At 45.6% G+C, this 25,033-nt stretch carries 18 protein-coding genes and 1 pseudogene; 1 reads left to right on the forward strand and 18 read right to left on the reverse strand.

Going from position 1 to position 25,033, the window contains the following annotated elements:
• Positions 1-6 precede the first annotated feature (6 nt).
• The 17 genes from FYJ34_RS06360 to FYJ34_RS06445 form a co-directional block, all read right to left on the reverse strand.
• Entirely contained in the window at positions 7-891 is an 885-nt protein-coding gene (locus tag FYJ34_RS06360) for a hypothetical protein (RefSeq protein ID WP_003525218.1), read from the reverse strand.
• A 5-nt stretch (positions 892-896) separates the two neighbouring features.
• Positions 897-1,691: a PcfB family protein gene (locus FYJ34_RS06365; RefSeq protein ID WP_066733286.1), complete on the reverse strand. Its 795-nt coding sequence runs from the start codon at positions 1,689-1,691 to the stop codon at positions 897-899.
• Positions 1,675-3,045 (reverse strand): relaxase/mobilization nuclease domain-containing protein, encoded by a 1,371-nt coding sequence (locus FYJ34_RS06370; RefSeq protein ID WP_154477113.1) that lies wholly within the window; start codon positions 3,043-3,045, stop codon positions 1,675-1,677. Before FYJ34_RS06370 ends, FYJ34_RS06365 begins: the two co-directional genes overlap by 17 nt.
• Positions 3,036-3,377, reverse strand: a complete 342-nt coding sequence (locus tag FYJ34_RS06375) for a plasmid mobilization protein (RefSeq protein WP_015573066.1) — start codon at positions 3,375-3,377, stop codon at positions 3,036-3,038. The genes FYJ34_RS06370 and FYJ34_RS06375 overlap by 10 nt, the downstream gene beginning before the upstream one ends.
• Positions 3,378-3,635: 258 nt before the next feature.
• A complete protein-coding gene (locus tag FYJ34_RS06385; protein WP_044761239.1) occupies positions 3,636-4,553 on the reverse strand; it encodes a DUF3846 domain-containing protein in 918 nt (305 codons plus the stop codon).
• Entirely contained in the window at positions 4,550-5,503 is a 954-nt protein-coding gene (locus tag FYJ34_RS06390; protein WP_154477114.1) for a DUF3991 and TOPRIM domain-containing protein, read from the reverse strand. Before FYJ34_RS06390 ends, FYJ34_RS06385 begins: the two co-directional genes overlap by 4 nt.
• A 16-nt stretch (positions 5,504-5,519) precedes the next feature.
• A complete protein-coding gene (locus tag FYJ34_RS06395) occupies positions 5,520-5,912 on the reverse strand; it encodes a hypothetical protein (RefSeq protein WP_014635901.1) in 393 nt (130 codons plus the stop codon).
• Positions 5,902-13,566: an N-6 DNA methylase gene (locus FYJ34_RS14160; protein WP_330582541.1), complete on the reverse strand. Its 7,665-nt coding sequence runs from the start codon at positions 13,564-13,566 to the stop codon at positions 5,902-5,904. The genes FYJ34_RS06395 and FYJ34_RS14160 overlap by 11 nt, the downstream gene beginning before the upstream one ends.
• A gap of 15 nt (positions 13,567-13,581) precedes the next feature.
• Entirely contained in the window at positions 13,582-14,265 is a 684-nt protein-coding gene (locus FYJ34_RS06405) for a hypothetical protein (RefSeq protein WP_154477115.1), read from the reverse strand.
• A gap of 5 nt (positions 14,266-14,270) precedes the next feature.
• Entirely contained in the window at positions 14,271-14,828 is a 558-nt protein-coding gene (locus tag FYJ34_RS06410; RefSeq protein ID WP_003525234.1) for a hypothetical protein, read from the reverse strand.
• Entirely contained in the window at positions 14,806-15,039 is a 234-nt protein-coding gene (locus tag FYJ34_RS06415; RefSeq protein ID WP_003525236.1) for a hypothetical protein, read from the reverse strand. The genes FYJ34_RS06410 and FYJ34_RS06415 overlap by 23 nt, the downstream gene beginning before the upstream one ends.
• Before the next feature lie 13 nt (positions 15,040-15,052).
• The gene (locus tag FYJ34_RS06420; RefSeq protein WP_154477116.1) at positions 15,053-15,646 is read right to left on the reverse strand and encodes a hypothetical protein; all 594 of its coding nucleotides are present in this window, start codon (positions 15,644-15,646) and stop codon (positions 15,053-15,055) included.
• Positions 15,647-15,655: 9 nt separating this feature from the next.
• On the reverse strand, positions 15,656-15,949 hold the full coding sequence (locus FYJ34_RS06425) for an exodeoxyribonuclease VII small subunit (RefSeq protein ID WP_154477117.1): 294 nt from the start codon (positions 15,947-15,949) through the stop codon (positions 15,656-15,658).
• 148 nt (positions 15,950-16,097) lie between these two features.
• Positions 16,098-20,348 (reverse strand): SpaA isopeptide-forming pilin-related protein, encoded by a 4,251-nt coding sequence (locus FYJ34_RS06430; RefSeq protein ID WP_154477118.1) that lies wholly within the window; start codon positions 20,346-20,348, stop codon positions 16,098-16,100.
• A gap of 70 nt (positions 20,349-20,418) precedes the next feature.
• On the reverse strand, positions 20,419-21,123 hold the full coding sequence (locus FYJ34_RS06435) for a hypothetical protein (protein ID WP_154477119.1): 705 nt from the start codon (positions 21,121-21,123) through the stop codon (positions 20,419-20,421).
• A 233-nt stretch (positions 21,124-21,356) separates the two neighbouring features.
• On the reverse strand, positions 21,357-22,292 hold the full coding sequence (locus tag FYJ34_RS06440) for a ParB/RepB/Spo0J family partition protein (protein WP_154477120.1): 936 nt from the start codon (positions 22,290-22,292) through the stop codon (positions 21,357-21,359).
• Positions 22,249-23,073 carry a ParA family protein gene (locus FYJ34_RS06445; RefSeq protein WP_044761249.1) on the reverse strand — a complete coding sequence of 275 codons (825 nt, stop codon included), beginning with the start codon at positions 23,071-23,073 and terminating at the stop codon, positions 22,249-22,251. The genes FYJ34_RS06440 and FYJ34_RS06445 overlap by 44 nt, the downstream gene beginning before the upstream one ends.
• Before the next feature lie 747 nt (positions 23,074-23,820).
• Here FYJ34_RS06445 and FYJ34_RS06450 point away from each other — a divergent pair.
• Positions 23,821-24,360 carry a helix-turn-helix transcriptional regulator gene (locus tag FYJ34_RS06450; protein WP_154477121.1) on the forward strand — a complete coding sequence of 180 codons (540 nt, stop codon included), beginning with the start codon at positions 23,821-23,823 and terminating at the stop codon, positions 24,358-24,360.
• Here the strand turns inward: FYJ34_RS06450 and FYJ34_RS13165 are convergent.
• A pseudogene (locus FYJ34_RS13165) lies at positions 24,257-25,018 on the reverse strand (ABC transporter ATP-binding protein). The gene FYJ34_RS06450 and the pseudogene FYJ34_RS13165 sit on opposite strands and share 104 nt — an antisense overlap.
• Positions 25,019-25,033: the final 15 nt, after the last annotated feature.

Here is a 25,033-nt window from a genome sequence, read left to right on the forward strand (position 1 = left end):
CTCACCTTATCTTTCGTAGTCTTTGCTTCGTTCCTGCTTTTTCTTGTAAAGCTCATCGGAAACACGGGAGTGAATATCCGCCATCGCATTTCTCGTTTTGGAAAGCTCATAGCGAATATCCTTCGGCTCTTTGCCTGCGAGCTTCTCAGGGATACGGTTGATTGCAAAATTCTGTGTATCGACGCCGTACTTCTTGCAAAGCATATAGCCGATACAAACCGCCTGAAAGCCCATATCCGCTCTGCTGTAACTGTCGCTGTTGATGGAGAGCTGTGCGTGGCCAAGCTCCTGTGCTACGCACTGAGCGACCGCTACGCTGTCTCCCACATCACGCTTTACATACAAGGTCTGTTCCTCGTTGTTGTAAAACGCCGCCATATTGGGATACGGAAGTTCATTTGTTGCTTCCACTTCAACAGGGGAAGAATCCAGCATAACGGTAATGAGTGCTTTCGGGTCACGGTTAACAGTCGGTGCAGGCGGTCTCTTGCCGTTGGTCTGCGAAACATCAAAGACCTTTTTCACATTGTAGGAAATGCCGGTCGTACCGTCTCTCTTGGCATACTCGACAGGCTCAAGAATGGAAATGCTTTTCGCACCTTTCTGAATTTTCACATTGTCCTTGCTCCAGTCGTCAAAGTTTTTGAGCTGGCTTGCTTCGGGAAGCTGCTTGAAAATCAGAAGTGCGTTGACCGCAGAGTATCTGTCAAGTCGGCTCTGCGTATCAAGAAACGCTTTGAACTTTTCCGGGTCGGAAACAATCGCCTTTGCGGTGTCGTCCGCCATCTGATATACGGCTTCTTTTTCAGCCTTCATCTTCTCGGCGTATTCCTCTTTGGAAAGTCGTTTGCTCTGCTGTCCTGCCTTAGCAGGGGTAAAATTGTTTGTCATTGTGATTACCTCTCTTTCACATTTTTGTTTTTGGGTTTCGGCTGCTGGTGTACGGTCTGTGCCGGGGCGTTCTTTACCTCCGGCTTTGATACCTCCGGTTCTTTGCGTTCTGCTTCTTTCTGCTGCTTGGACTGTGCCTTGTATCGGTCAAGCTTTGCTTTCACCGACGGCTTTCTCTGTCTGTCGCTTACAGTACCCTTATCAGTTTGCATATCTACCGGCTCGGAGTCGTGCCTTGACGGAGGGTTTTTGTCCGTTTTGGCGACTGTGGGGTTTGACTGGGAATACCCCTCTTTCTGAATAGGTTTTCTGACGGCTTCCTCAGTGATGATTTCGTTTTTGGTTTTCGTCGGCTTGTCTTTCTCCAAAGCTTCACGCTTTTCGACAGCCTTCTGAGACTCGGTGACAATCGCAGCCTTATCAACTTTACCGAGTTCAAATCTCTCAACGATTCTCTGAATTTTGGAAGCGTCCTCTGCACGGGCAATAATATCAATCGGTACATTATCGCCCTTTGTGTTTTTATCCCTGAGTACGCAGTAGAGAACGCCGTAGCGTTTTGCCTGCTCGGTAAACTTTTTCAAGTCCTTGTTGGGGATAGAAAACACCTTCAGCTCCTTGCCCGACTTAATCATATTGGTAAGTCGAGCCTTGCCTTTTGTTTTCTGTTCCTGTTTGAGAACAGAGACTAAAAGAACGGCAATATTTTTAGCTGCCGCTCCGCTCAATTTTGCGGCTACTTCAAAGCCCTCAAGCGATAGCCTGACGACCTGTTCTGCCGCATCACCTCCGTTTGTCATTACGGTTCTGCTCCTTTCGTTCTTGTTTTTCTTCGTAAACTCTTACCGTTTCAAGGTTGGCTTCAATGACCTTTGACCTTTCGGCTATATCATCACAAAGACCTACCTCTTTGCGGAGAGTCCACAGCTTGTTCGTGATTGCCGTAATCTGCTCCTTGACATTTGATAGCTCATTGTCACTCAAATTTCTTCTTAACTGTTTTCGCAGGTGCGTTCTATCGTCAGTCAAGGATTTGATTTGCGACAACACGGACTCTTTATATGAGAAAAGCTGCTCGTCGGTAGAAATGTTCTCCCGTCCAAGCAGCCTTGTCTCCTGAGTGATTTTATCGAGCTTCAGCAAATCTTCTTTCAAAAGATAGTGAAGCCTTGCGGTATTCTGTTTTTTGTACTTCGGCAGATAGCCCAGCTTATAGCAGTAATGCAGATACAGCCCATACAATCCGCCGACCTTTTTGATTTTGTGTTCTCTTGTGGGCAATCGGTATTGTCTGACTCTTACCGTTTCCTTTGCAAAAGGAACGATGAGAACCTTTTGATTTTCCGTCAGCCTACGCTTGATTGCGTCCTCGGTATAATTCTCTCCGAGTGATTTAAGTCGTATCGGCTTCTTGTATCCTTTCGGAACAATCGTCCAATACTTTCGACTGTCGCTGAGACAATGCTCATAGCCCATCTGCGTGAGGATATAATCAAAGGTCTTTAAGTTGGTGCTGTGTGCAATCGCTTCATCAATGGCGTCACGGGTAATGGAGTATCGGCTCGGCATACCGGCTTGCTCCTGCTTGTAGTAATAAGAAGATTGCTTACTGCGGTTCGGGTTTGGATTGTAATACAGTCCGTACTTCTCGCACAGTCGGTCGGCAACCAAGCGGAACTTGAACCACGCTTTTTCATCGCCCCATAACCGCTTGCCGTCCACAAAGGAAACGGAGTTGATTACATAGTGGCAGTGCAGGTGCTTCGTGTTCAGATGAGTAGTAACCACCACCTGAAATCTTTTGCCCCACACCTCGTTTGCAAATTCCATTCCGATTTTCTGTGCAAGCTCCGGGGATATGTCCTGTTCCTTAAAGCTCAGGTATCCGTGATAGGCTTGTATGCCGTCGTCTTTGCCGTATGCTTTTTTCACAGAAACAAACTGGTCTCTTGCGGTCGCAGGGTTGCAGTTGATACCCTCAACGAAAAATTCACACTCGGTTTTTTCTTCGTCCTTTGCATAGCTGAGAACATCACGGAGAGCCTGATACTGTTCCTCGGTGTAAATATCTGCCGCCGTCTTTTCGGGATTGGCGGCATAGTCGATTACCTGACCGAGCCTTGATGTGACAGACCACAATTTACTTACTGCCATTTCATATCGCTCTTATCGGGTCTTAAAAAAGTACGCTCCACATCAGCCTGAAACTTATGCCAACGCTCGGCTTCCTTTTTAAGCTGCGGTGCATCCACAAATCCGAGGGTGTTTGCTTTCGCCGCAAGCTGATTGATGTTGTTGCCGATAGCAGAAAGCTCACGCATAACATCGTAAAATCTTTCGTCGGGCTTTTCTCTCGGCTCGTATCCTTTGAGAAGCAAACGGATAAGACCGCCTTCGGAAAGACACGCCCGTTTTGCTTTTTTCTGCAAATCCTGAGCTTCTGCCTTGTTCATCAGAATGTGCTTTTCAATGTTTCTCTTGCTCATTTTTATCGCTGTCCTTTCTGTAAATATAGTGCCTGTCCCGATTTATCTGAAACAGGCACATTGTTGTTACTCCGAAAAAGCCGCCGATAATTAACCCGGCGGCAACCAATACTATCTCCCGCATTGCTTATGCTCCTTTCTTACTTGGGGGTATTAGGGGCAACCCCTAACGAGTGTACCGTTTTGGACATTCCTGTCCATAAATGGTCTGCTCGCTAAGATTATGCAGACACTCAGGGTTGCCCCATAGATTGACTCTTATCTCTCCATATCCTTGGAGACCGGCTTATACGGCTTTGCTTCAATACCGTCCAAAGACTTGTAAAACCTCTCCGGATATTTGAACTTTTCCTCGTACTTACGAGCCAGTTCTTTCGGCATACTGAGAAACTTTTCCGACTCAATCGGTGCGTATGCAATGAAGAACTTGCCGGCAATAATGTCGAGCATTTCACGGTTGCTGTCGTCTTTTACATAACATTTTTCAATCTTCCAACCGTCCTTGCCGCCGTGTTCATCAGCCATATATGCTTCCAGTCGCACACATTTATCCGAACCGTCAAGGGAAGAAGCATAGATAGAATATCCGCCCATACCCTCAATGAAAGCCTTATTGTTACTGCTGACAACATAGGTTCTTTGTTCTTCTGTGTAAGGCTTGTCAAAGCTGTCAGCCGTAAAAACAATATATCCGGTCGTGTGGTTTCTTTCTTTTTCTGCCTGCCGGAAATGAGCTTTCAACTGCGGATAACTCATCTCAACATTCTCAGGCTCGGAATAAACAGCCCTGTTCAGCGGCAAGCCGTTCATCTTTCCTTCATCGTTGCAGATGATGGCAACCTCGTCCTCAAAGGGCATATATTCTTCAATATCTCCCTCCACAAGAGACTGCATTGCTTCCAGCGTATCCTCGATTTCAATGAGCTTCGGATACCTGCCCGGCTCAACGAGAATGACGGAAATCTTCTCCGGTGCTTCGACCTTTTCAAAGGTATCTTCGTGAATATTCAAAGCGAGAGAGCTTCCGTTTTCCCAACTCATATGAATCTGTCCGGCGTCGTCAACGAACTTAACCGTTCCTTTCAGACCGTAGGGCATTTGACTTTCGCCAGCCATTTCAGTGAGTACAATCTGCGTACCCTCCGGGTACATTTCTCTGATTTCTTTTAGTTTCATCGTGCAAAACTCCTTTCGGTTTTATCTTTTATTCCCAAGCGTTTACAAAGAAAGTCGTTGACATCTTTCCCGTATTGGGGAGGGTCGTCAACGACTTCATAATTATCTGAAAGAATCGTCTGCAACGCTTTGGTTGCTTTTCTTCCAGCAATATCATTATCCAAATGAAGAACAATTCGCTTGATTGTTTTGTCTTTTTCAAGCAGCCTGCCGAGTGTAACAGGCACTTTTGAGTCCTCGATTTTCTGCTTTGGGGAATACACTCCCGCAAGAGAAACAAGGTTAAACTGTCGCCAGTCTTTGCCCTCCAGCTTCATCAAAGTTGCATAGGAAAGCAGGTCAATGGCACACTCAAAAAGATGAACCTCTCCGGTGTTTTCGGCAGTCAGGCGGAAAGAATATTGCTTTTTACTGCCGGTGCAGTCGCCCATAATCCTTGATTGATTTGTTGCTCTGTAAGCGGCGTATTTAGGTTCTTTGTTCTCGTCATAGCCGATAAAAACAGCATTGTGATATGGAAGCGACTCGATGATTAGCTCCTGTTCCAAACAGTGGTTGATGATTTCATAATCAATCCCACGCCCGAAAAGGTAATCAAATACCACATCGGCAGTAGGACTTTTTTCAGGCAGAAGCAAGGGCTGTTCCTCATAGCTTTTGATGTTTTCACAAGTCGGAAAGCTGACTGAACCGTTTCCCATAATGGTCTGAACCGCCTCCACAAAATCCATTCCACGGACTTTGATAAGGTAATCGAGGGCAGATTTGCCCCCGATACCTCTCGACCACCACATCCATTTGCCGTTGGAAATCTTCAAACTGTCGTGGGTTCTTGTGGTGTAGGTGTTGCTTGAAAACTTGACAAGCTCGCCCGGTTCATACTCTCTGAGATAGGTTAATAAATCCATTCGTTTGGCTTCGGTTATGACTTCCGGTGCAATATACGGCATAGGTATCACCGCCTTTTTACATCAGCAAATCGGCAACCGCTTTCTGTATCGGTTCGTTGATACTGAGCTTTGCAATGATAATGAGTATCTTATCAACAGGGCAGCCGATGTCATTCCAAACAGTCCAAGCACCTCCCGCAAGGTCGTCGTTTTCATACAAAGCAATGATTTCTTCCGGCGAAAACACCGTTTCAATGCTCTGTCGAACCAACTCTCCGTAGAAAGAAAGCTTTGCATTTCTAAGGGCAAATTCTGCTTCCTTTGCGGGCGGTTTGCTTCTTTTTAATTCGAGATATGCTTTATCAAGTCTCCTGACCACAACCATCATCATTGCATCAAAAGGGTTAATGATTGCTTTTCTGCAAGGGCAGTTTTCTCTTTCCTTATCGGGTGTCATTTTATCGTTCATAGGTTTTCTCCTTTCGTGTGTTCGGCACTTCGCCCTCATCGGGTTCGCCGCCGACAATTTCGTTATCTCGCTTATCCATATTGAGCAGAATATTCAGCTCGTCCAGTCGGGCAAGCTTTGTTTTCAATTCTTCCTCCCCAATAAATGGTTTTTGAACTTCTTTCTTTGCGGTTTCCAACTGATTTTTGGTGTTCTCAAGGTCATTTTCCGCAAGCGATAAGCTCTCTGCAAATCTCTCAATTCCGTTATCAAGACGGATAATATTGCCGTGTGCGTCATCGCCGAGAGGAACATTTCTGCTTGTCGCACCTTTCAGTCGAACCTCATAATTTCGCTCTGCGGTATTAAAAAGCAGCTCCGTTTCAAACCCTCGGTACTTGCCGAGAGGAATAGGGTCGGGGCTGTTCATCTGCTTACAGGCTTCAATGATTGCTTTACCGGCGTCGGCTTTTTCGGAATAAAAAACACCCTTAACCTCCATACCGACAAATCGGTCGTCCGTTGGTTTCGGGTGCTGTTTCGCAGTTTCTACATCTTGCTTCAATCCTTCAATACGGTTTTCCAAAGCTGTAATTCGCTGCGGATAATATTTGATTATCTTATCTTCCAAAGCATATCTTTCAGAGAGAAAGTTGGATTTTAGGAGCTTCAGCTTTTGGACTTGAATATCCAAATCCATCTTCTCCTTAATATACGGATTGCCGGTTGCAAGCATTTTAATCTCTGCATAGGACAGGGCGGTTTCATCAATATCCTCGGCAGAACGCACCGGGGATTTGCTCGTCATAATCTGACTGGCGAATTTTTGCTTTCCCTCTACAAGCTGATAGAGATATGCGTCAAAGGTCTGCTCCGTTACATAGCGATAAATATCTACATCAGGATTTGAGTTGCCCTGACGGATAATTCGACCGGAACGCTGCTCCAGGTCTGACGGTCTCCACGGGCAATCCACATCGTGAAGTGCGATAAGTCTGTCCTGAACATTCGTGCCGGCTCCCATCTTTTGCGTAGAACCGAGAAGCACTCTGACCTCGCCTTTACGGGTCTTTTGGAACAGTTCTTTTTTCTTCACATCGGTATCTGCTTCGTGGATAAAGCGGACTTCGCTTTCGGGGACACCACGCTCTATGAGCTTCTTTCTGATGTCGTTATACACCGAAAATGTGCCGTCATTCTTTGGCGTTGAGAGGTCGCAGAACACAAGCTGTGCCGATTTTTTGTCGGCTGTTTCCTCCCAAATGCGGTAGATGTTATCGACGCAGGCGTTGATTTTACTGCCCTCAAAATCAGGCAGCATATCATTGAGCATACGCTGGTCGAGAGCCAACTTTCTGCCGTCGTTTGTGATTTTGAGCATATTATCTACACTCGAATCCACACCGCCGCCACGAACTTTCTCGGCTCGCTCCGCAAGGGAAGCAACCATCTCTTTCTGCATTTCCGAAGGCTTGACCGCAACATTGTGGAAGTGTGCTTCCGGCACAGGCAGCTCCAGCATATCTGCCGTCTTAATGTCGGCAACCTCCTTAAACATAGCCATAAGCTCCGGAAGATTGTAGAATTTTGCAAAGCGGGTTTTCGCTCTGTAACCCGTTCCCTCCGGGGTAAGCTCAACCGCAGTTACAGTCTCTCCAAAGGTACTTGCCCACGAGTCGAAGTGCTGCAAGTTGTTTTTGACAAGCGTGTTGTACTGCAAGTATCGCTGAATGGTATAGAGTTCCACCATACTGTTTGAGATAGGAGTACCGGTTGCAAATACCGTTCCTCGACCGCCTGTAAGCTCGTCAAGGTATCGGCACTTCATAAACAGGTCGGAGGATTTCTGTGCTTCCGTCTGAGCAATGCCGCCCACATTACGCATTTTGGTGTAAAGATAGAGGTTCTTGTAATAATGACTCTCGTCAATAAAAAGCCTGTCCACACCAAGTTCTTCAAAGGTAACAACATCGTCCTTTCGGCTTTGGTCGTTGAGCTTTTCCAGCTTTTGCTTCACGGATTTTTTAGACTTTTCAAGCTGTTTAATGGAGAAGTTTTCTCCACGGTTTCGCTTCAAATCCATAATACCGTCTGTCAGTTCTTCAAGCTGTTGCTCAAGAATTGCCCTCTGTCTTTCAATGGACATCGGTATTTTTTCAAACTGAGAATGACCGATGATTACGGCGTCATAATCTCCCGTAGCAATTCGACCGCAGAACTTTTTGCGGTTCTTGGTCTCAAAATCTCGCTTTGTCGCCACAAGAATATTCGCTGCCGGATATAGCTGTAAGAATTCAGCCGCCCATTGTTCGGTTAAGTGGTTCGGGACTACGAACAGCGACTTATTGCAAAGTCCGAGTCGTTTGGACTCCATAGCGGCGGCTACCATTTCAAAGGTCTTGCCCGCACCGACTGCGTGTGCCAACAGCGTATTGCCGCCGTACAGAATGTGTGCAACCGCATTTTTCTGATGTTCACGGAGTTCGATTTCCGGATTCATACCGTTGAAAACAATGTGGCTTCCGTCGTACTCACGGGGTCTTATGCTGTTGAACTTTTCGTTATACATCTTCGTGAGTTTTTCTCGGCGGGTAGGCTCAGCCCATATCCAGTCCTGAAAGCCCTGCTTTATGAGTTCCTGCTTTGCCTGTGCGATTGCCGTTTCTTTTTTATTGAGGACGGCTTTCTTTTTGCCTTCTTCATCTTCGATATAGTCAAAGATACGGACATCTTTCAGGTTCAGTGTTTCCTCAATTATCTTATATGCGTTGATGCGGGAAGTACCGTATGTGCTGTACGCTTTTACATTGGAACGGTCATAGCTCTTTCCCTCAATGTTCCATTCGCCGGTAAACTGGGAGTAGTGAACCTTGATATTCCACTGTGCATAGCGTGGCGTGTCGAGAAACTCAAACATAAACTGTTGGAATATTTCGGGCGGTATCCAAGTCGCACCGAGCCTTACGGAAATCTCGCTTGCCGTCAAATCCTTTGGCTGCACCTTTTCAAGTGCCTGCACATTGACGGTGTAATCTTCGGGATACAATGCCGCAGACCTTTTGGCTGTCGCCAGCTTCTCACGGACATTGCCCGACAGATATTCGTCCGCCATCAGATACTTCGGCTCATAAGAATTACCGTACTCATAAAGAGGATTTAAAAAGATTACACCCTTTAGGTCAGCGAATAATTCCTCCTCGCTTTTGCCGGAAAGCTCCATCATATATTCCATATCAATGGCTGCTTTTTCACCCATAGAGACAGCGAGAGCTTCGTCTGCGGTATCAACCTCCGTTACCGGCTTGTGCGGTTTTATCGTCCTTTTGAAGAACATATCTGCCTTGCGTTCCAGTTCGCCATCTTCGTTGATGACCTCAAGAGCAGAGAGCAGAGCATAGGAACTGTCGTCGGAAAAGGCAGAAGTATTGGCACGGCTGTTAATAAGTCCGTACTTCTTTGTAAAGCTGTCATACAGAGTGTTCAGCTTTTCCTGTGCCTGTTTGATTTCGCTGTCCGGGTAATCCTCGGTTTGCAGTTCAATCAGATTGCGGACGCAATCTCTTATCCCAATCATACCCTTAATGCGGTTCTCGGCGGTTGCCGATACCTCCACCGGGGACATACGGGAGTTCTCACGGAAATAGATTTTGTCGTCCAAAACCGTGTAAGAGAAGTTCCTTACCGTAGGGTCTGCCGGGATAGAATTATCTTCTTCCTCCAGCTCATCGGCTACTTCGTATTCGGAGATTTCTCCGTGAATGTTTGAAACAGCTTCGTTCAAAAGCTCCGAAAGGTCGGCGTTTTCAAACGGCTCACAGGTTGCTTCCGGTCCGAAACGACCGCTTACCATTTTCATTTCGCCGAGTATCATTTCCGGGTGCTGAACAAAATATGAGTTCATCCTTATACCGTTTTCGTCGGTGTCAAGATGAACCCAGTCAGGCTCAATATCTATTAGCCTGTCTCGCTTTTGCAAGAACAGAATATCGGATACAACCTCTGTTCCGGCATTGCCTTTAAAGGTGTCGTTCGGAAGTCTGATTGCTCCAAGAAGCTCCGCCCTCTGTGCGATATATTTACGCACATTGGAGTTTTCCTTATCCATAGTTCCTTTGCTTGTCACAAGAGCCATCACACCGCCGGGGCGTAACTTATCAAGCGATTTTGCAAAGAAATAATCGTGGATTAAGAAATTGTACTTGTCGTATCGTTTATCGGAGACTTTGAAATCTCCGAAAGGCACATTGCCGATAACGCCGTCAAAGAAGCTGTCGGGGACATTTACTTCCTCAAAGCCCTGTGCCGCAATAGAAGATTTCTGATAAAGCTGCTGAGCGATACCGGCTGAAACGGTATCAAGCTCCACGCCGTAAACCTTTGCGTTTTCCATTGACTTAGGCAGCATACCGATGAAGTTACCGATACCGCAGGACGGCTCAAGCAGGTTGCCCTCCTGAAATCCCATCTGTTCCAACACCTTGTAAATGGCAGTAGATACTTCGGGCGGAGTGTAAAAGGCGGTCAAGGTGCTTTCTCTTGCCGACGCATATTCCTCCGGCGTCAGGATATTTTTCAGCATTGCATACTCTGTATGCCAAGCTCCGGCTCGTTCGTCAAAGGCTTCGGGAATACCGCCCCAACCGACATATCTCGACAAGATTTTCTGCTCGTCAGGTGTTGCAAAACGGTTTTCGTTTTGACAATCCTTCAAGACCTTAATCGCTGCATAGTTTCTGTGAAAACGCTCTTTTTTGTTCACTTCTTCAACCTGATTATTGGCAAGGTCAAAGTTGTGTCGCTCCGACATCGGAATATCCGGGTGGAGGTCAAAGCTCTTTACCTTTGACTTTTTCTTTTGCTCCCAAGCGGGTACAATCGGTTCAGGCTCTTTGTCGTAACCGTTGCCGATACGAACACCCTCGTTATACATTTCCTCATAACTGTCAAAACCGTTTTGAGTAGCAACGATTTCTCTGTAATCCTCAATCGGTACATTTCCGATGTTCGTTGCCACCATATCAGTTCTTTCAGCGTTTTCAATGAGTGCTTCCATTGTGGCGGAGGTACAGTCGGTCAAATCCGGTGTCCTGTGAAATTCTCGGTCTGCGTCCTCAAACCATTCCGTGCCTACATCGGCAAGCTCCTGATTTGCAATACTGCCGAGGTAATCAAAGAAATCCTCAGCCGAGTCATATTTCCGTACAGCTTGCTGTATATCGTCAAAAGAAAGCGTATTTGTAACATACTGACCTCCGGCATTGCTGTCGGGGTTATAGTACATCCAAATTACACTTTCATTGTCCCGGTCGATAAAGAAGGCGTCGTCATAACCGGTTTTCGGACTGAAATTCTGTACGGTTTTGGTATCGTTTTGAACTTCATTTTCGCCTGTAACGGCTTTTTCTTCCGCCGGTAATACACTGACCTTCAAGTGGTCGTTCATTGGATTTTCACGCACTTTTCGGTCAAATTCTTCCCTTGGAAGCTCCTTGTTGAAAAGGGGCATATCAAAGTCATAGAGCATTACACGGTTTTCGTCAAAGGATAAAATCTCATACTGAGAAGCCCCGATATACACGCTGTCGCCGAGATGATATTCATACTGTGCTTCCGTTTCGTCCACTTTGTTTTCAGGCTCAGGCGGTGCGGTAGAGAGTATCTCTCGGTTTTTTCTCTGCTCTGCAAGCTCGGCTCGCCGTTCTTCCTGCTTTTCAAGCCATTCCGGGTACTTTTCTTTTTCCTTTGGATTTAAGTATCTGTCCATTCGGATAAGGTCTCCGATACGCTTTTCCACCTGAGACCAAGAAAGTGTAATGTGCGGCTTGTCGCTTCCGATACCTTTTGAAATTGTGATACCTTTTCCGTCGTGCTGTTCGTCAATGCCTGCACCGATGATGACCGGATAAGAGCCGCCCCAACCGTATTCGTTTTTCAAGAAGTCGGCGTTCTCTTTTGTGGAAAGGCTCTTTTCAAACTGTTCATAGATACGCATTTTGCCCTCGGAAACTCCGCTTCCACGGGTCAGTACAGCGTCTATGATTTCCTGAGAAAAAGTAAAGGCAGAGGTTTTTTGTTCCTCTGCCTGATTTCCCATAATGAGAGTCAACTGACCGTCCATAGACGGAAGCGGCTTCATTGTATCGGTCAATTCTCCCAAAAGTCTCATTGCTTCAAAATGCTGTGCGATAACGCCCCAGTCGTAGAAGCTCTGAGCGGTTCTGTTTTCGTATTCGCCCTCCCACAAGTGGAGGACATTCTGAAATGTTTTGTAGCCGACAAGCCTGCCGTTGCTTAAAGGTAGCTGTGTGTAATCGTTGTTAAAAATACCCTTGATATATTCGGTACGGGTCGCATTATCCGTATTTCTCTCATAGAAGTCTTTGATTTCTTCCTTTGAAGCGGACAAATGCGGGGTAGTACCGAGTATCTCTCGGATAGTATCATCGCCACCGAAAAACGGCAGGCTCTTGTCCTCGTGGTTTCTGTCGTAATACTCTAAGCGAATATTACCTGATTCTTCACGATTTCCTGTGCCGAGTTCCTGATGTTGTTCATCAGGCGAACCCACTTCATCATATCTTCCGCTTTCATCTGCTCCGTCAGCCCGGCTTTCTGTGCCATCTGCTTCACGAGAGTTTCCTCCAGTTCGCTGGCTCTCTGCTGAACCTCCGCCAAGTGACTGTTCAGAATCCCTTTCGTCAGAAGATTGTAGTACAGGATTTTGTGATGTTCCTTCAGATAAATTCTCCTCATCTGCGACCATCTGCCGAGAGTCACTTCTGTCTGCTCCGGCAGTTTCAGGTTCGGAAGATTGTAATCTCCCACCATCGTGTATGTGATTTCGCTCATCGCTTTGACTCCTTTCGTCTTTGATGTCTTTATTGTATTCGGATTGCCCCTGTTCATCAATTATGCGATTTTCCTTGCTGAGCGTGCTGATTGTTCTGCTGACTGGAAGCAACGCCATTTCAGCAATGTCGCTTGTAGCAATACCCACCGCATTGAGAACTTCCTGTGAATTGAAGTTTGAAATACCGGCAAAGTCATCGGGAGAATACACCTTGTCTGCGTCCAGTCCCAATCGTGCCATAACCATATATGATACACTGTTTCTGACAAGCTCCAAATACAAGGCATTTGCTTCGTCAGCAGACAAATACTCCATATCGCTTCCTGCACCCAAGCTCATAAAGTCGGTGATATAGTCTGCGATATTATCCTCGACGGCATTGGCAATGCTCTCTTTAACGACATTTTCAATACTCGTTGTATCGTTTACCGCCCCGAAAGTATTTTCAAGCGTTTCAATAACCTCTGCTTCAAATTCGGGTCTCATCTCCCAAATCGGCACAGGTCGGGAATATCGGCTTTCGTGGGTGTCCGATATATCAAAGTAGTGAATCAGCCTTTGACGGCTTCTGTCTGCGTCCTCAAATACGGCAATACCTTTTGCCCCTCGGTTTACCCAACGACCGAAAGTGCCGTTCCATCGTTCGATTTCAAGCACGGCTGTCGCGTCGGGTCTTTGGGCATATATGAGAAGCTGTTCATCAAATCGGAGCCTGAAATTTCTGCCTGCTGTTTTCAGAAACGATTGCCAGTTTACCGGATTATCCGTAACTGCAAAACAGGTTCTTTCATACAGCTCCGAAATCAGGTCAAATTTTCTTGCCACCTCGTCTGCACCTCCTTATCGTGATTTTTCTTTGTCCTTTGCAGGTTTTGTATTTTCTTTTGCGGCTGGTTCTACGGTATGACCGTTTCTCTCGCAAAGCTCGGCAAATTCGCAGATGTGGTAGAGATTAGTGCCGACCTCCAAATGGTAGTCGTCGATATATCTGCAAGTCCTCTCCATTGTTTTACCGTCGCTGAGCTTGATTGAAATTTTCTCGCCGTCCGCAATGCGAAACTGCTCCTGATAGTGCGGGTCAATAAATCGGATACCACGCTCGGCATTTTTCAAGTGGCTGTTCAGCCACTCTTTCTGATAGCAATAGCAGTACAGATTATATTCGCCCCTGTTGGGGTTAAACCTCATAAGATAGCTGTACTTTTCCGTATCAAGACGAATACCGTAGTGGTTGCGGTCATCATTAAAGGAGCTGTCGGGAGTGGAATAACAGTAAGAGGACATAGCCTTTCTGCCGGACAATACATCGCCGTCACGCAATCCGTTTATCACATCGTCAAATTCAGCCTTAAATTCATCTGTTTTCAAGTCTTTTCTGAAATCGTTCCAAGTCGTCCAAAACTCGTTCCCGGCAGAACCGAAGTCGGCTCTCAAATATCCGATAAGACCGGTCTGCATAGATAGCTGCTGACTTTGGCTGAAGGTGTATTTACGCTCTGCTTCGGTCAATACTCTGTAATCCATTTTCATCACCTCGATTGTTCGTTAGGTTGTCTTTGCTTTGGAATAGAAAAGCCATAAACTCCGGCAATATCATCGCCGAGCCTTTTGGTAACTCGTGTGATGTCGGCTCTTGTGGCTTTTCCGTTATAGATTTTATCTTGCAGATTTTCAATCTGCTTATCAGTAACACCGTCTTTGAATACACGGTATAGATAATGGTTTGTGCCGTCGTGATGAACGGCGTCGGCACGAAGGTCGCCGTACTTATCCACATACCATTCGGTGTAATCGGTATCGGAATATAGGCAGTCTTTTATGTTGCCGGAATCAATCATCTTGTATCCCGACACTCTGCCGTTCCATCTGCCGAGGTCGCCGATAACGATAATCGGCTGTGAGAGCTGAATATTGAGATTTACTCGTTCATCATATAGGTTTTCGGCATTGGATTTTACCATAATGTCGTACAGTTCATCTTCGGGGTAGTCAGGGTACAGTTCCTCTAACGACTCTCGCCAATCATCAAGGTCAAGGTTAAGGTCACTCCAAATGATATGACGGTCATTCTGTTCCTGCCTGCTCATCAGTGCCACCTCCCAAATAAGAGAACAGCTTATTGGCTTTGGTCTGCTTCTGAAGCTCGATAATCAGGCTCATATCCGGAATAGTAATACCGGGAATTTTCAAAATGCTCTCCATATCAAGCTGCTGCAATTTCTTTTCCGTATTGCAGTCTGCGTCAAACAGCTTTGTCAGAAGCTTTGTTTTCTGCTGAAAAGTGAATTTTTCCTTCATTGCTTTGTCCTCCTTATCGTTCTTTGTCTTTGTTTCGCTTCTTGTGTAAAAGCTCCTGTGCCTTTTCCTTTGCCCATTCAGGCAGACGCTCAGGCTTTACTTCGCCCATAACATCCATTCTTTCATATCGGGTTGATTTGCCGGTGTGAAGATTGGTACAAAATACGGCACTCCCACGGCTGTTCGCCGACGCACCGAAGCCGCCCGTAACATAATAGAGCTGTCTGTCGGCTCGCTGAAATTCGGGTTTTAATACCTTGGGGTCAATGGCAATGATTTTGCCGTTTATGTCTTTGGAATAGTGGTCGGGGATACAGTCGGCTTCCGTTATAAGCGTGATTGGAATATCCAGTTTTTCGACCTGTTCCTTGAAAAGCTCCGCTTCATTTGCCACACGGCTACCGAAAAGGTGTGCGATTTCGATATAGTCATCGCTTGCCATACATTCGGAGCATAGTTCAAACAGGTCATTACGCTCCACAAAACCGCACATAAATTTATCGCCGTTTGTACTTTGCTCATTGGAAGCCAAGATAATTTCCTTTTCGCCCACATTGACCGAGCAGAGAACGGTGTATTCACCGATTTTTCTTTTTTCCTCGTTCATATCCACACCTCAGCTTACTTCAATCACAATTCTGATGTTTCCGCAGTTGCAACCGCTACACTGCCTTGACAGTTCGGGGAACAGGGATTGCACCCTCTGTCTTGCTCTGCGGATAGTTTCAAAGCACGGTAAGCCGTACCCTTTATAGTTGTTGACTATATCTTCAAGCGGCAAATCGCCGACTCTCATATAGCTGTATCGGTTGTAATAGCAAAGGATAAGCTGCATATCGTCATACCTTGTTTCAGGGCATTCTCTGAGTATTGCAAGCACCTTGCTGTCAACCGTCTTTTGCTTATTCATAATGCACCTCCGTAAAAGAACGGTGGGCGAAGTTTTCACTCCGCCCACACAAGCGTTCCTTATTTCTTTCTGTTCTTAATCTGCAAGAAGATAAAGCCGCCGATAATAAAGGCGACTAATACAACTGCTACGATTGTTTTAGCGTCCATTACTCATTGTCCTCCTTCTTCTTTTTTCTGTACGCAACAACGGCTGTGCCGACAATACCGAGGGCAGAAAGTCCCGCAAGTGCCGTCCACAAGCCCACATTGCTGTTATCTCCGGTCTTTGGTGTGTCTCTCAGCTCATTGTGCATTTCCACAACGGTAGTAGAGCCGACCTTTACTGTTGCAATCTTATCCGCAGGAAGCACATAGGAAGCAGAAACAGTATCCTGAACCTCGGAAACGGTGTAATCGCCGATACGAAGTCCCTCAATAACGATTTCGCCGTTCTTATCGGTCGTGAAGCTTCGGTCGTATCCGTTTACTCCCGTAACTCTGAAAGTGAAGCCTTCAACCTTACCGTCTGAGGAAGTCTTAACGATTTTCAGGTTTCCTTTCATAGCCGTGTTAATAAAGCCGACGCCGGCTTTGTTTTCTACCTCGTAGGTGGTTTCATCTTTTTCAATGAAAACAGAGTACACACCCTTATCAAGCTCAAAGCCCTCCGGTGCTTTGGTTTCTCTTACAAGGTATTTTCCGTAAAGAAGCTCCTTCATCTCGTAAATACCCGTAGAAGTTTCGTTGAGTGTACCGATAAGCTCGTCGCCGTCGTCCAGTTTGCCATCGCCGTTTACATCTTTGTAAACCTCAAAGGTCGCTCCTGTCAGCTTGTTGTCCGGGTAATCTTCATCGACCTTAGTCAACTTGATATTGCCGTGAACATACTCATTGACGATTTCGACCTCAATGACCTGAGCGACCTCGGAGATTTTAACTTCATAAGAAGTTTCATCAAGCACGAAGCCCTCCGGCTGCTCGATTTCTCTTACAAGCCAGTTGCCATACGGTACTTTCTCAAAAGAAAAGCTACCGTCTTTTTGGGAGGTAGCAGTCATCAAAGCATTTTCTTTTGTAAATTCGGTTTCATCAGCCTTAAACAGACCGATTACAGCACCTCCCAGTGCTTCGCCGTTTTCGGTAATCTTCTTACCGGAAACAGAACCGTAAATGAGCTTGTTTTCAATCGGCTTGCCGTCATTGACTGCAATCTCAACAGTTTCGGTATCCTGTCCCGCATAGCTGAAAGTAAACGGATACTTGCTGTCGGAAAGGATATAATGCTCATCAGTTGCAAGTTCCTTTACATAGTAGCTTCCAAAAGGAAGGTCGGTTTTCAGCGTTGCCTTACCGTTTTCGGAAAGAGAGATAATCTCAATCAGACCGTCTGCCGGGATAGAAGTACCGCTTGTTGAAACAAGTTCCTCAGCAGCGAAAAGTCCGAAGCTGATGTTCTTCACTTCATCGCCGTTGCCGATATTGAAGATGTCGTTCTTCTCGATAGCTTTTTCAAGACTTACCGTAACCTTTTGTCTCTCGTTTACGAAGCTGGTTGCCGTTTCGGTCACGGCGACTTCCTGACCTGCGTAGGTAAGCTCGACCTCGTGTGCTTCCTTGTTGATAACCATACCCTCCGGTGCGGTAATTTCAACTACCGTATATCTGCCGAGGTAAAGCTCCTTACTCTTTGCAAGTCCGTTTTCATCTGTGGTAACAGTATCTACGACCTCGCCCTTTGCATAACGGAGTGTTCCGTCAGGAGTGATAATATCTTCTGCTGCGGTAATCTCATAAACCGCACCTGCAAGACCTTTCACTTCATAGACAGGCTGATAAATCACATCGGCATTTTCCTCTCCGGAGATATTTACCCCTGAGAATACCTCGCCGGTCTTTTCAATGCTGACAGTACCTTTCTGTGCCATATTAGGCTTATCGACCTTAATCACGGTAATACCACCCTCATCGGAAGAATGTTCCTCTGCCACATCAAAGTACACCGGTGTGCTGTCAAGCACATATCCGTAAGGAGCCTGAACCTCAACAAGAGAATATCCCTTGCCGTATTCCAGTTTCTCCGGTGTAACAAGCTGTCCGTTTGCATCAGTGTAGAAAATATCTATCGTTGTCGGAGTAGGATAAGTGAAAGTCATTGTTACCTGATTGCCGTCCGGGTCAAAGATTTTGAACCCAGCACCGGCATAAGGAATGTTTTTACCGCTTTCTGCGTCCACCTTAACAACCTTGATATAGCTTTCAAAGTTTGCGTTGTTAATAAGATAGCGGTAGGTCTGTCCGTTCTGAGAAATGAACACATCGAAGTCGTCCATTAACTCACGCCCCTCCCAACCGGAGGTCTGATGAACGGTATATACGCCGTAAGGCATATCCTTTGTCTGACCGAAGCCGTTTTCATCACAAACAATTACATCTCTTTCATCTTCCTCTGCTGAATCAAAGCTGCCGGAAGATTTCAGATAGATTTCAAAAGTTGCACCGTTTTCCGGTGTTTCAATCTTTGTTTCGCCGTCATCGGTATGCTTGATGATAGCGATATTGCCTTTCATAACCTGTTCGGTAACATCATTTGCGGTCTGATTGTGTTCCACCGTATAAAGCTGCGGTTCAGCACCGACCTTATGGATTGTACCGTCGAGCAGATAACCCTCGGACGGCGTGATTTCACGGATTGTCCAGTCATCATCACAGATATATTCCTTTGTGGTAAACTGCCCGTTCTTATCCGTAACATATTTGTCCACAAGGGTTTCGCCCTTATAAATGCCGTAAACTGCTCCGGCAAGGGTAGCGTCGCCCTGCGGTGTGCCTTCCTCTCGGTCGCTCTTTGTTACGGTTACGCTGAACTTTTTGAGAATGTTCGTGAAGTTTCTTGTGGTTACTTCTTTCCAGTTAATCGGTGCGGTCTGATTTGCAGGCACAACATAACGGATTGCGGTATCCACTTCCTCAATGGTGTATGGGGTAGTGCCGCTTATAAGCACATCATCGAAAGAAGCAACACCGTTCTTATCTGTCACTGCATATTCATCTACGGTAATACCCGCAAGCGAAGTTCCGTAAAGGTGGAAAGTTACACCCTCGACCAGATTATCCTCCGAAGATTTGATAACCTGAAGATTACCTCTCTTGAGAACATTATTGAAGTTGACCTTTGCCACCTGACCGGCAACAACAGTAACTCTGTGAACCTCCTGCGGTACATATTTGTCGATAGACTGTTCTGTTACCGTGTAAACACCGGGCATAAGGTTATCCAGTTGGAATTTGCCGCCGTTTGCGGTTGTTACAGTCTGATTGACACCGTTACCGCTGATGGTAAACTGAATACCGTCAACCTTTCCGTCCTCACTTGTCTTTACAATCTGACAAGAGCCGTAGCTTACCTTCATTTTGACAAATCCGCTGACAGGGTCGCTGACCTCCTGAGCATAAGTGACCACATCCTGAATGCCGTTGCCATTCTGATGGATACCGTCAGTCCATACAACTACACCTCTGCGGACACCGTTCTTTTTTGCGGCTGTGATGGTAAATTCCTTGCTCGGAGCTTTCTCCATCGAAACAGTCAATTTGTTTCCGCTGACAGAGAACGAAACGCCGTCAATGTTTGCCGAGAAGTTGTAGTTGCCAAGCACACCGTTTGTATCGGTGAGAGTTGCAACATACTTGCTTCCGTTCCATTCTAGCTCGTTTACCTTGGCAGAACCGCTTGACCTTGTGCAGAAGCTCGGAACTTTCGTATGGTACTGAACGCTTGTTACCATACTGTTGTAGTAAGACAGGATTTTACTGCGGAGAGGGTGTGCAGAGCTTACACATTCAAGCACGGCATTGTACCCGCCCGTAGAAACGTGATTGAAGCCTGCGTCTCTTTCGCCGACAATCGTTTCCCAAATCAAAATCTGAGTGGCATAAGCGTGGGCGATACAGTTTGCGTCGCTTTCATTCTGCGACTTCCAGCTTGTCGAAATTCCTCCACGGTAGCCGTACTGCAAGATACGACCGATAAGCAGGCGAATATCATCGCCGGAAATCGTACCGTTCGGACTGATGTTGTTGAAGAAGTTCTCGTCCTTTTCGGTGAGAGTATCTCCAGTCCGCTGACCTGTACCCGGCTCGATACAGTAGGCGATATTGCCCGAATACGAACCCATTGCACGAAGTCCCGTATATTTCGTGGACAAGCCTTTCCAACCGTTCATATAGTTGAGATTGCCGTGTCCCCATTCGCCGTTGTTATTGGTATCTCCGCTTCGGGGATAATCGACGAGGTACACATCGGCTTTTTCGCCTACGGCTGCAAAGGCTGTCGTTGCCCCAATGCCCATAAAAGCAGTGAGGCTCATAACCGCCGCCAACATAAGCGAGACGGCTTTCTTGAATTTTGTTTTAACCATTGCGTTTTCCTCCCTGAAATGCAAAAACGCACCGATGTTACTCAGTGCGTCCGCTTAAAATTATTTTGTTTTAGCAGTAGCCGATATAGATGTTGTACTCCGTATCGGATAGCTTTTCTGTCCATATCCACACAGCGGTAAAACCTTCGCTGTTCTTGTATCGGTTCAGTCTGCTTTCAATATCAGACTTAATACCGCTTCGGTTAGGATTTGCGGATATGGGATTGTCCCAACATTCTGTCGCCGTGCTGTCAAGAGAAAGCCCTATGCTTACCGCATACTCTTTTGCGTAACTAACATAAGGGCTGACATCGAATGTCTGCTTGGGCGGCTCTGTCGGTTTCGGTTCTGCCGGCTTTTCAGTCGGCTTTTCAACCGGCTTTTGTTCGGCTGTTGTCTGTTCTTTCGGCTGTTCCGGTTGTTTTTCGGGTTCAGCCTGCGTGGTTGTCTGCTTCGGTGGCTCTGCCTTTGGCTTTTCGGTTGCAGGAGTATCAGCCGTTTTTTCTTCCGCCGGTTTTGTCTGTACCGTCGTAACCGTCTGACTTTCAGCGGTTGATTTGCTTTCTTCTGCCGTAATCGGTGTTTCTTCCTGAACTGCCGTGCTTTCCGGTTCTTTTGCCGTATCTTCCTGAGAATTTGTTTCGGTATTACCAGCCGGAAAAGAAGTCTCCGTTTTCGTTATCTCCTGTGCAGCTTCTTTGGCTGTGTTACCGTTACAACCTACGAGGAAAATCATCAGGCAGGCAAGAACACAAGGTATCAGCCTGTTTTTCATATCCATCGCTCCTTTCTGCTTTAATCGTAATCAAAACCGGTCAAAACATCAAAGGTGCGATTGGCTGAACTTTTTATCGTAGCAGACATTTTGCTTTTGCTCCAAATGTGCAAACCCTTTAATAGACAGCTATATGTTATTGAGATAGATATACTCAAGGGAGATAGAGTATATTTTTTCAGCAGGTTAATAGCCGGTATATATAGGGGTTAGAGTGTGAGAAAGGGGGAAGGCTATCGGCTGTCACGGTCGGCTCTGCTTCGCAGAAACTTGTTGTAATGCTCCAATGCCTTGCACACAAAATCCTCCGTTTGGCTTATGGGAATGTTCTTCGGGATAAGCTGTCGAACCCTGTCGCCCCTCAAAACAATTTTCTCCCTTTGGTTTGGTTTTTCCTCCGACATAATCGCTTGGATTGCTTCGGTTGTGAGCTTGCCCTCCTCAAAGAACCTTCGCATACGGATTGTTTGGTCGTGGGACGGGGTTGCGTCGTTCAGGTCGATTTCATCAACCACATCACGCTGACTGTCCTCATCGAGAAAAGACAATTCAACCGCCGGTCGCATTTTTATTCGCCCCTCATCAACATAATCCAAAAGTTCGGGAACAAGGTTTGTAAGGCGAATATAACGCTGAATTTGCGTTTGGCTTTCGCCACTTTGAGTTGCAAGTTCTTCCCTTGAAAAATTTTGTCCCACTGGGACTAAATTATCTTTGCTCGGTCTGCCCGCTTGCCTTTTCATCGCTTCCAAACGCATTTTGTAGGCATAGGCTTTTTCAGAGGGAAGTATTTGCGACCTTTGATAGTTGCTCTCAACCATTAAAATCGTGGCTTCGTCTCGGTTCAGTTCAACGACCTCACAGCGGAGAGTATCAAACCCGGCAAGCTCACAGGCTCGCTTTCGTCTGTGTCCCGATATGAGTTCGTATCTGCCGTCCTCTTTCTGCCTTACCGTCGCCGGTGTGATTACCCCTCGTTCCTTGATACTCTCAATGAGCTGTGCCATATCCTCGTCATCACGCACCTTAAAAGGGTGGTCGGGGAAATCGTCAATCTCAGTCAAGGGAATATCTCGGATTTTGGAAAGCTTTTCTTCATCTCTCTGTTCCTGCGTTGAGAATAAGTCATCGAGCTTCGTGAGAGTGAAGTCGCTCTTTCTTCCTGCCATCGGCTAACACCTCCTTTGTAAATTCTGTGTACGCCTTTGACACCGTGCTGCCCGGTTCGTAGGCAAAAATGCTCTTGCCTTTGGAAGAAGTCTCTGCGGCTTTTACGGCAATCGGGATATATGTTCGATACATCTTGATTTGACTACCGAAGTTCTCTCTCAGAGCTTCTACCGTGCTTTTGGCGAGGTTGGTACGGCTATCCACCAAAGTGAGAAGCATACCGTCAATCTTCAAGTTCGGATTGATACGCTTCTTAACTCTTGAAATGGTCTGAACAAGCTGCGTCATACCCTTTGCCGGTAAATACTGAGCCTGAACAGGAATAATAACGCTGTCTGACGCAGATAGAGCATTGATTGTTACCATTCCGAGGGAAGGCATACAATCTATAAGGATATAGTCATATTTGTCCTTCACTTCGCTGAGATAATTTCTCAATGCCGTCTCTCTGCTCATTGCGTTGACAAGGTTAAATTCCATTGCAGAAAGCTCAAGGTTTGCCGGAACAAGGTCAACACCCTCGTCGTGGTGCAGAATACCGACCGTAGGGTCATTCATCGTTTCGTTTAAGACATCTGTGAGTTTCGTTGCAAGCGTGATACCCAAGTTGTCTGTATCCTGCCAACCGAGACAAGTGGTTAAGTCGCCCTGTGGGTCTGCGTCTATGAGCAGCACTTTCTTTCCCTGCATTGCAAGACCGACGCCGAGGTTTACCGTGGTGGTCGTCTTTCCAACTCCGCCTTTTTGATTGCATATAGCAATCGTTTTGCAGTTCGACACTTTGTGCGTCCTCCTTTCGTAAAATTCATAGCCATCGCAGTATGGCTATGTACTTGACCGGCTCATTTCCTAACCGGTCGGGCAATATTTGTTCTCAACACCCCTTGCCGAGCAATAAGCTCACGGGAAGTCACTAAGGAACAGACTGCTAATCTGTATCATAGGAATTTCACCTCTGCCGGGTACTCCGCCAGCTCCGTAGAGAAGTATCATTATCCTTCTGACTGTCATCGCCGTAACAGGGGCAACCTTTTACTTATACCGGGAGTTCTCGCTGTTCTGCAATGCAGAAGTCACGGCGTACCCGATAAGGTGGCTAAAATCATCAGAAATAAAGTCTTAGTGAATGATTTATTCAGTTGTCAAAGTACAAGTGAAAGGCTTCCGTTTTCGTGGTTCGGAATTAACCCCTTCACTTGTTTGAAATGGGAGAGCGTTTTTGGGGGGTGTTTTTCAAAAATTTCTTGAAAAATTTTTTGAAAATAAAAAAAGCCGCCTATTTTCCTCGTAACTGAGGTCAATAGACGACGGGTAGAAATATTCATAACTTTGATTTACAATATGTTGTAAACAGAACGGAGAACTTGAACCTGCTGATTTCTTGAATGCAAATTATATTAGTATGTAGTGAACATTTTCAGCGATAACTTGCTTTTTCTGATTGATTTAAGGAATCGCTGTTTATGGTAAAGACATTTACTGAGCTAAGTGATAGACTAATACCATCACAGAGGTGGAGGAAGATAAATGGATATGGTAAAGATGGGAAGCTTTCTTGCAGAGCTTCGCAAAGAACAAAAACTTACACAGGCTGAATTGGGAGAAAAACTCGGTGTCACAAATAAGACTGTTTCAAGGTGGGAAACCGGAACTTATATGCCGCCCGTAGAGATATTGGAGGAACTTAGCCGTCTTTATGGTTTAACCATTAACGAAATCTTGAGTGGTAGAAAATTAACCACGGAGGAATATAAAGAAATGGCGGAATCAAATATTAGAGAAACACTGAAAGCAAGTACATTTGAACTGAAAGAGAAGCAAGAGTTCTTTAAGAAAAAATGGCGTAAGGAACACATATCAACAATTATTGCCTGTACCGTTGCTTGGATTGTTTTAATAGCAGCCCTGATAATTCAAAATGTTGAAGCATATCTTTGTGGTACTATTGGAAGTCTGCTTGCAATTATATATTATTGTGTACTGAATAATCGTATGTTAGCTTATGTAGAAGACCATATTTACGGCGGTAAATGGAATGAATATAAAAGCGATTCTGATAATAAATAGGGAAAGTATCAATATCAGTTTGTCCAACAAAGTCTAAACAATCAAAGACCGCTGAGCGAAGAAGTGCATCCAGATTTGATAATGGCTCATCTAAAAGTAAAAGCGATGGGCTTCTAACCAAGGCCCTACCAATTGCAACACGTTGCTTTTGGTCACCTGAAATTTTATCTACCTTCTTTCCTAAAATGTCTTCTATTTGCAACATTTTTGATATAGTTATTACCTTTTCCTTTATCACCTCTTTCTTTTCACGCCTATTAACCAATGGAAAAGCTATATTGTTTTATACATTCATATTTGGGTATAAAGCGTAATTTTGGAATACCATCGCAATATCTCTGTTTTGGCAAGAAACTGTATCACAATTTCTTCCATCGATAATAACACTACCATCATTTTGCTTTTCAAAGCCAGCAATAATGCTTAAGATAGTTGACTTACCACATCCCGATGGGCCCAGCAGTACCAAAAACTCTCCGTTCTCAACAGAAAAAGAAACATTTTTTAAAACCGGAACGTTGGTATCGTATGATTTGTTTATGTCAATTAATTCTAATTTTTTCATTTTATTTAATGTGTTATATATGAGAAGGTCTGTGTTTTTTATTGTATGCACCATTTTTCTTTGTCTCTGTCCGAGATAAGTGTTGGTATGCATAACTGACCTGTTTAT

It is taken from the genome of Suipraeoptans intestinalis, assembly GCF_009696485.1.
GTDB classification, from domain to species: domain Bacteria; phylum Bacillota; class Clostridia; order Lachnospirales; family Lachnospiraceae; genus Suipraeoptans; species Suipraeoptans intestinalis.

What these genes read in the sequence shown, in the direction of transcription:
- FYJ34_RS06375 (WP_015573066.1), bottom strand. Translation starts at nt 3,377, where the DNA reads ATGAGCAAGAGAAACATTGAAAAGCACATTCTGATGAACAAGGCAGAA.
- FYJ34_RS06420 (WP_154477116.1), bottom strand. Translation starts at nt 15,646, where the DNA reads ATGAACGAGGAAAAAAGAAAAATCGGTGAATACACCGTTCTCTGCTCG.
- FYJ34_RS06410 (WP_003525234.1), bottom strand. Translation starts at nt 14,828, where the DNA reads ATGAGCAGGCAGGAACAGAATGACCGTCATATCATTTGGAGTGACCTT.
- FYJ34_RS06365 (WP_066733286.1), bottom strand. Translation starts at nt 1,691, where the DNA reads ATGACAAACGGAGGTGATGCGGCAGAACAGGTCGTCAGGCTATCGCTT.
- FYJ34_RS06425 (WP_154477117.1), bottom strand. Translation starts at nt 15,949, where the DNA reads ATGAATAAGCAAAAGACGGTTGACAGCAAGGTGCTTGCAATACTCAGA.
- FYJ34_RS06430 (WP_154477118.1), bottom strand. Translation starts at nt 20,348, where the DNA reads ATGGTTAAAACAAAATTCAAGAAAGCCGTCTCGCTTATGTTGGCGGCG.
- FYJ34_RS06385 (WP_044761239.1), bottom strand. Translation starts at nt 4,553, where the DNA reads ATGAAACTAAAAGAAATCAGAGAAATGTACCCGGAGGGTACGCAGATT.
- FYJ34_RS06390 (WP_154477114.1), bottom strand. Translation starts at nt 5,503, where the DNA reads ATGCCGTATATTGCACCGGAAGTCATAACCGAAGCCAAACGAATGGAT.
- FYJ34_RS06440 (WP_154477120.1), bottom strand. Translation starts at nt 22,292, where the DNA reads ATGGCAGGAAGAAAGAGCGACTTCACTCTCACGAAGCTCGATGACTTA.
- FYJ34_RS06435 (WP_154477119.1), bottom strand. Translation starts at nt 21,123, where the DNA reads ATGAAAAACAGGCTGATACCTTGTGTTCTTGCCTGCCTGATGATTTTC.
- FYJ34_RS06370 (WP_154477113.1), bottom strand. Translation starts at nt 3,045, where the DNA reads ATGGCAGTAAGTAAATTGTGGTCTGTCACATCAAGGCTCGGTCAGGTA.
- FYJ34_RS06415 (WP_003525236.1), bottom strand. Translation starts at nt 15,039, where the DNA reads ATGAAGGAAAAATTCACTTTTCAGCAGAAAACAAAGCTTCTGACAAAG.
- FYJ34_RS06405 (WP_154477115.1), bottom strand. Translation starts at nt 14,265, where the DNA reads ATGGATTACAGAGTATTGACCGAAGCAGAGCGTAAATACACCTTCAGC.
- FYJ34_RS06395 (WP_014635901.1), bottom strand. Translation starts at nt 5,912, where the DNA reads ATGAACGATAAAATGACACCCGATAAGGAAAGAGAAAACTGCCCTTGC.
- FYJ34_RS06450 (WP_154477121.1), top strand. Translation starts at nt 23,821, where the DNA reads ATGGATATGGTAAAGATGGGAAGCTTTCTTGCAGAGCTTCGCAAAGAA.
- FYJ34_RS06360 (WP_003525218.1), bottom strand. Translation starts at nt 891, where the DNA reads ATGACAAACAATTTTACCCCTGCTAAGGCAGGACAGCAGAGCAAACGA.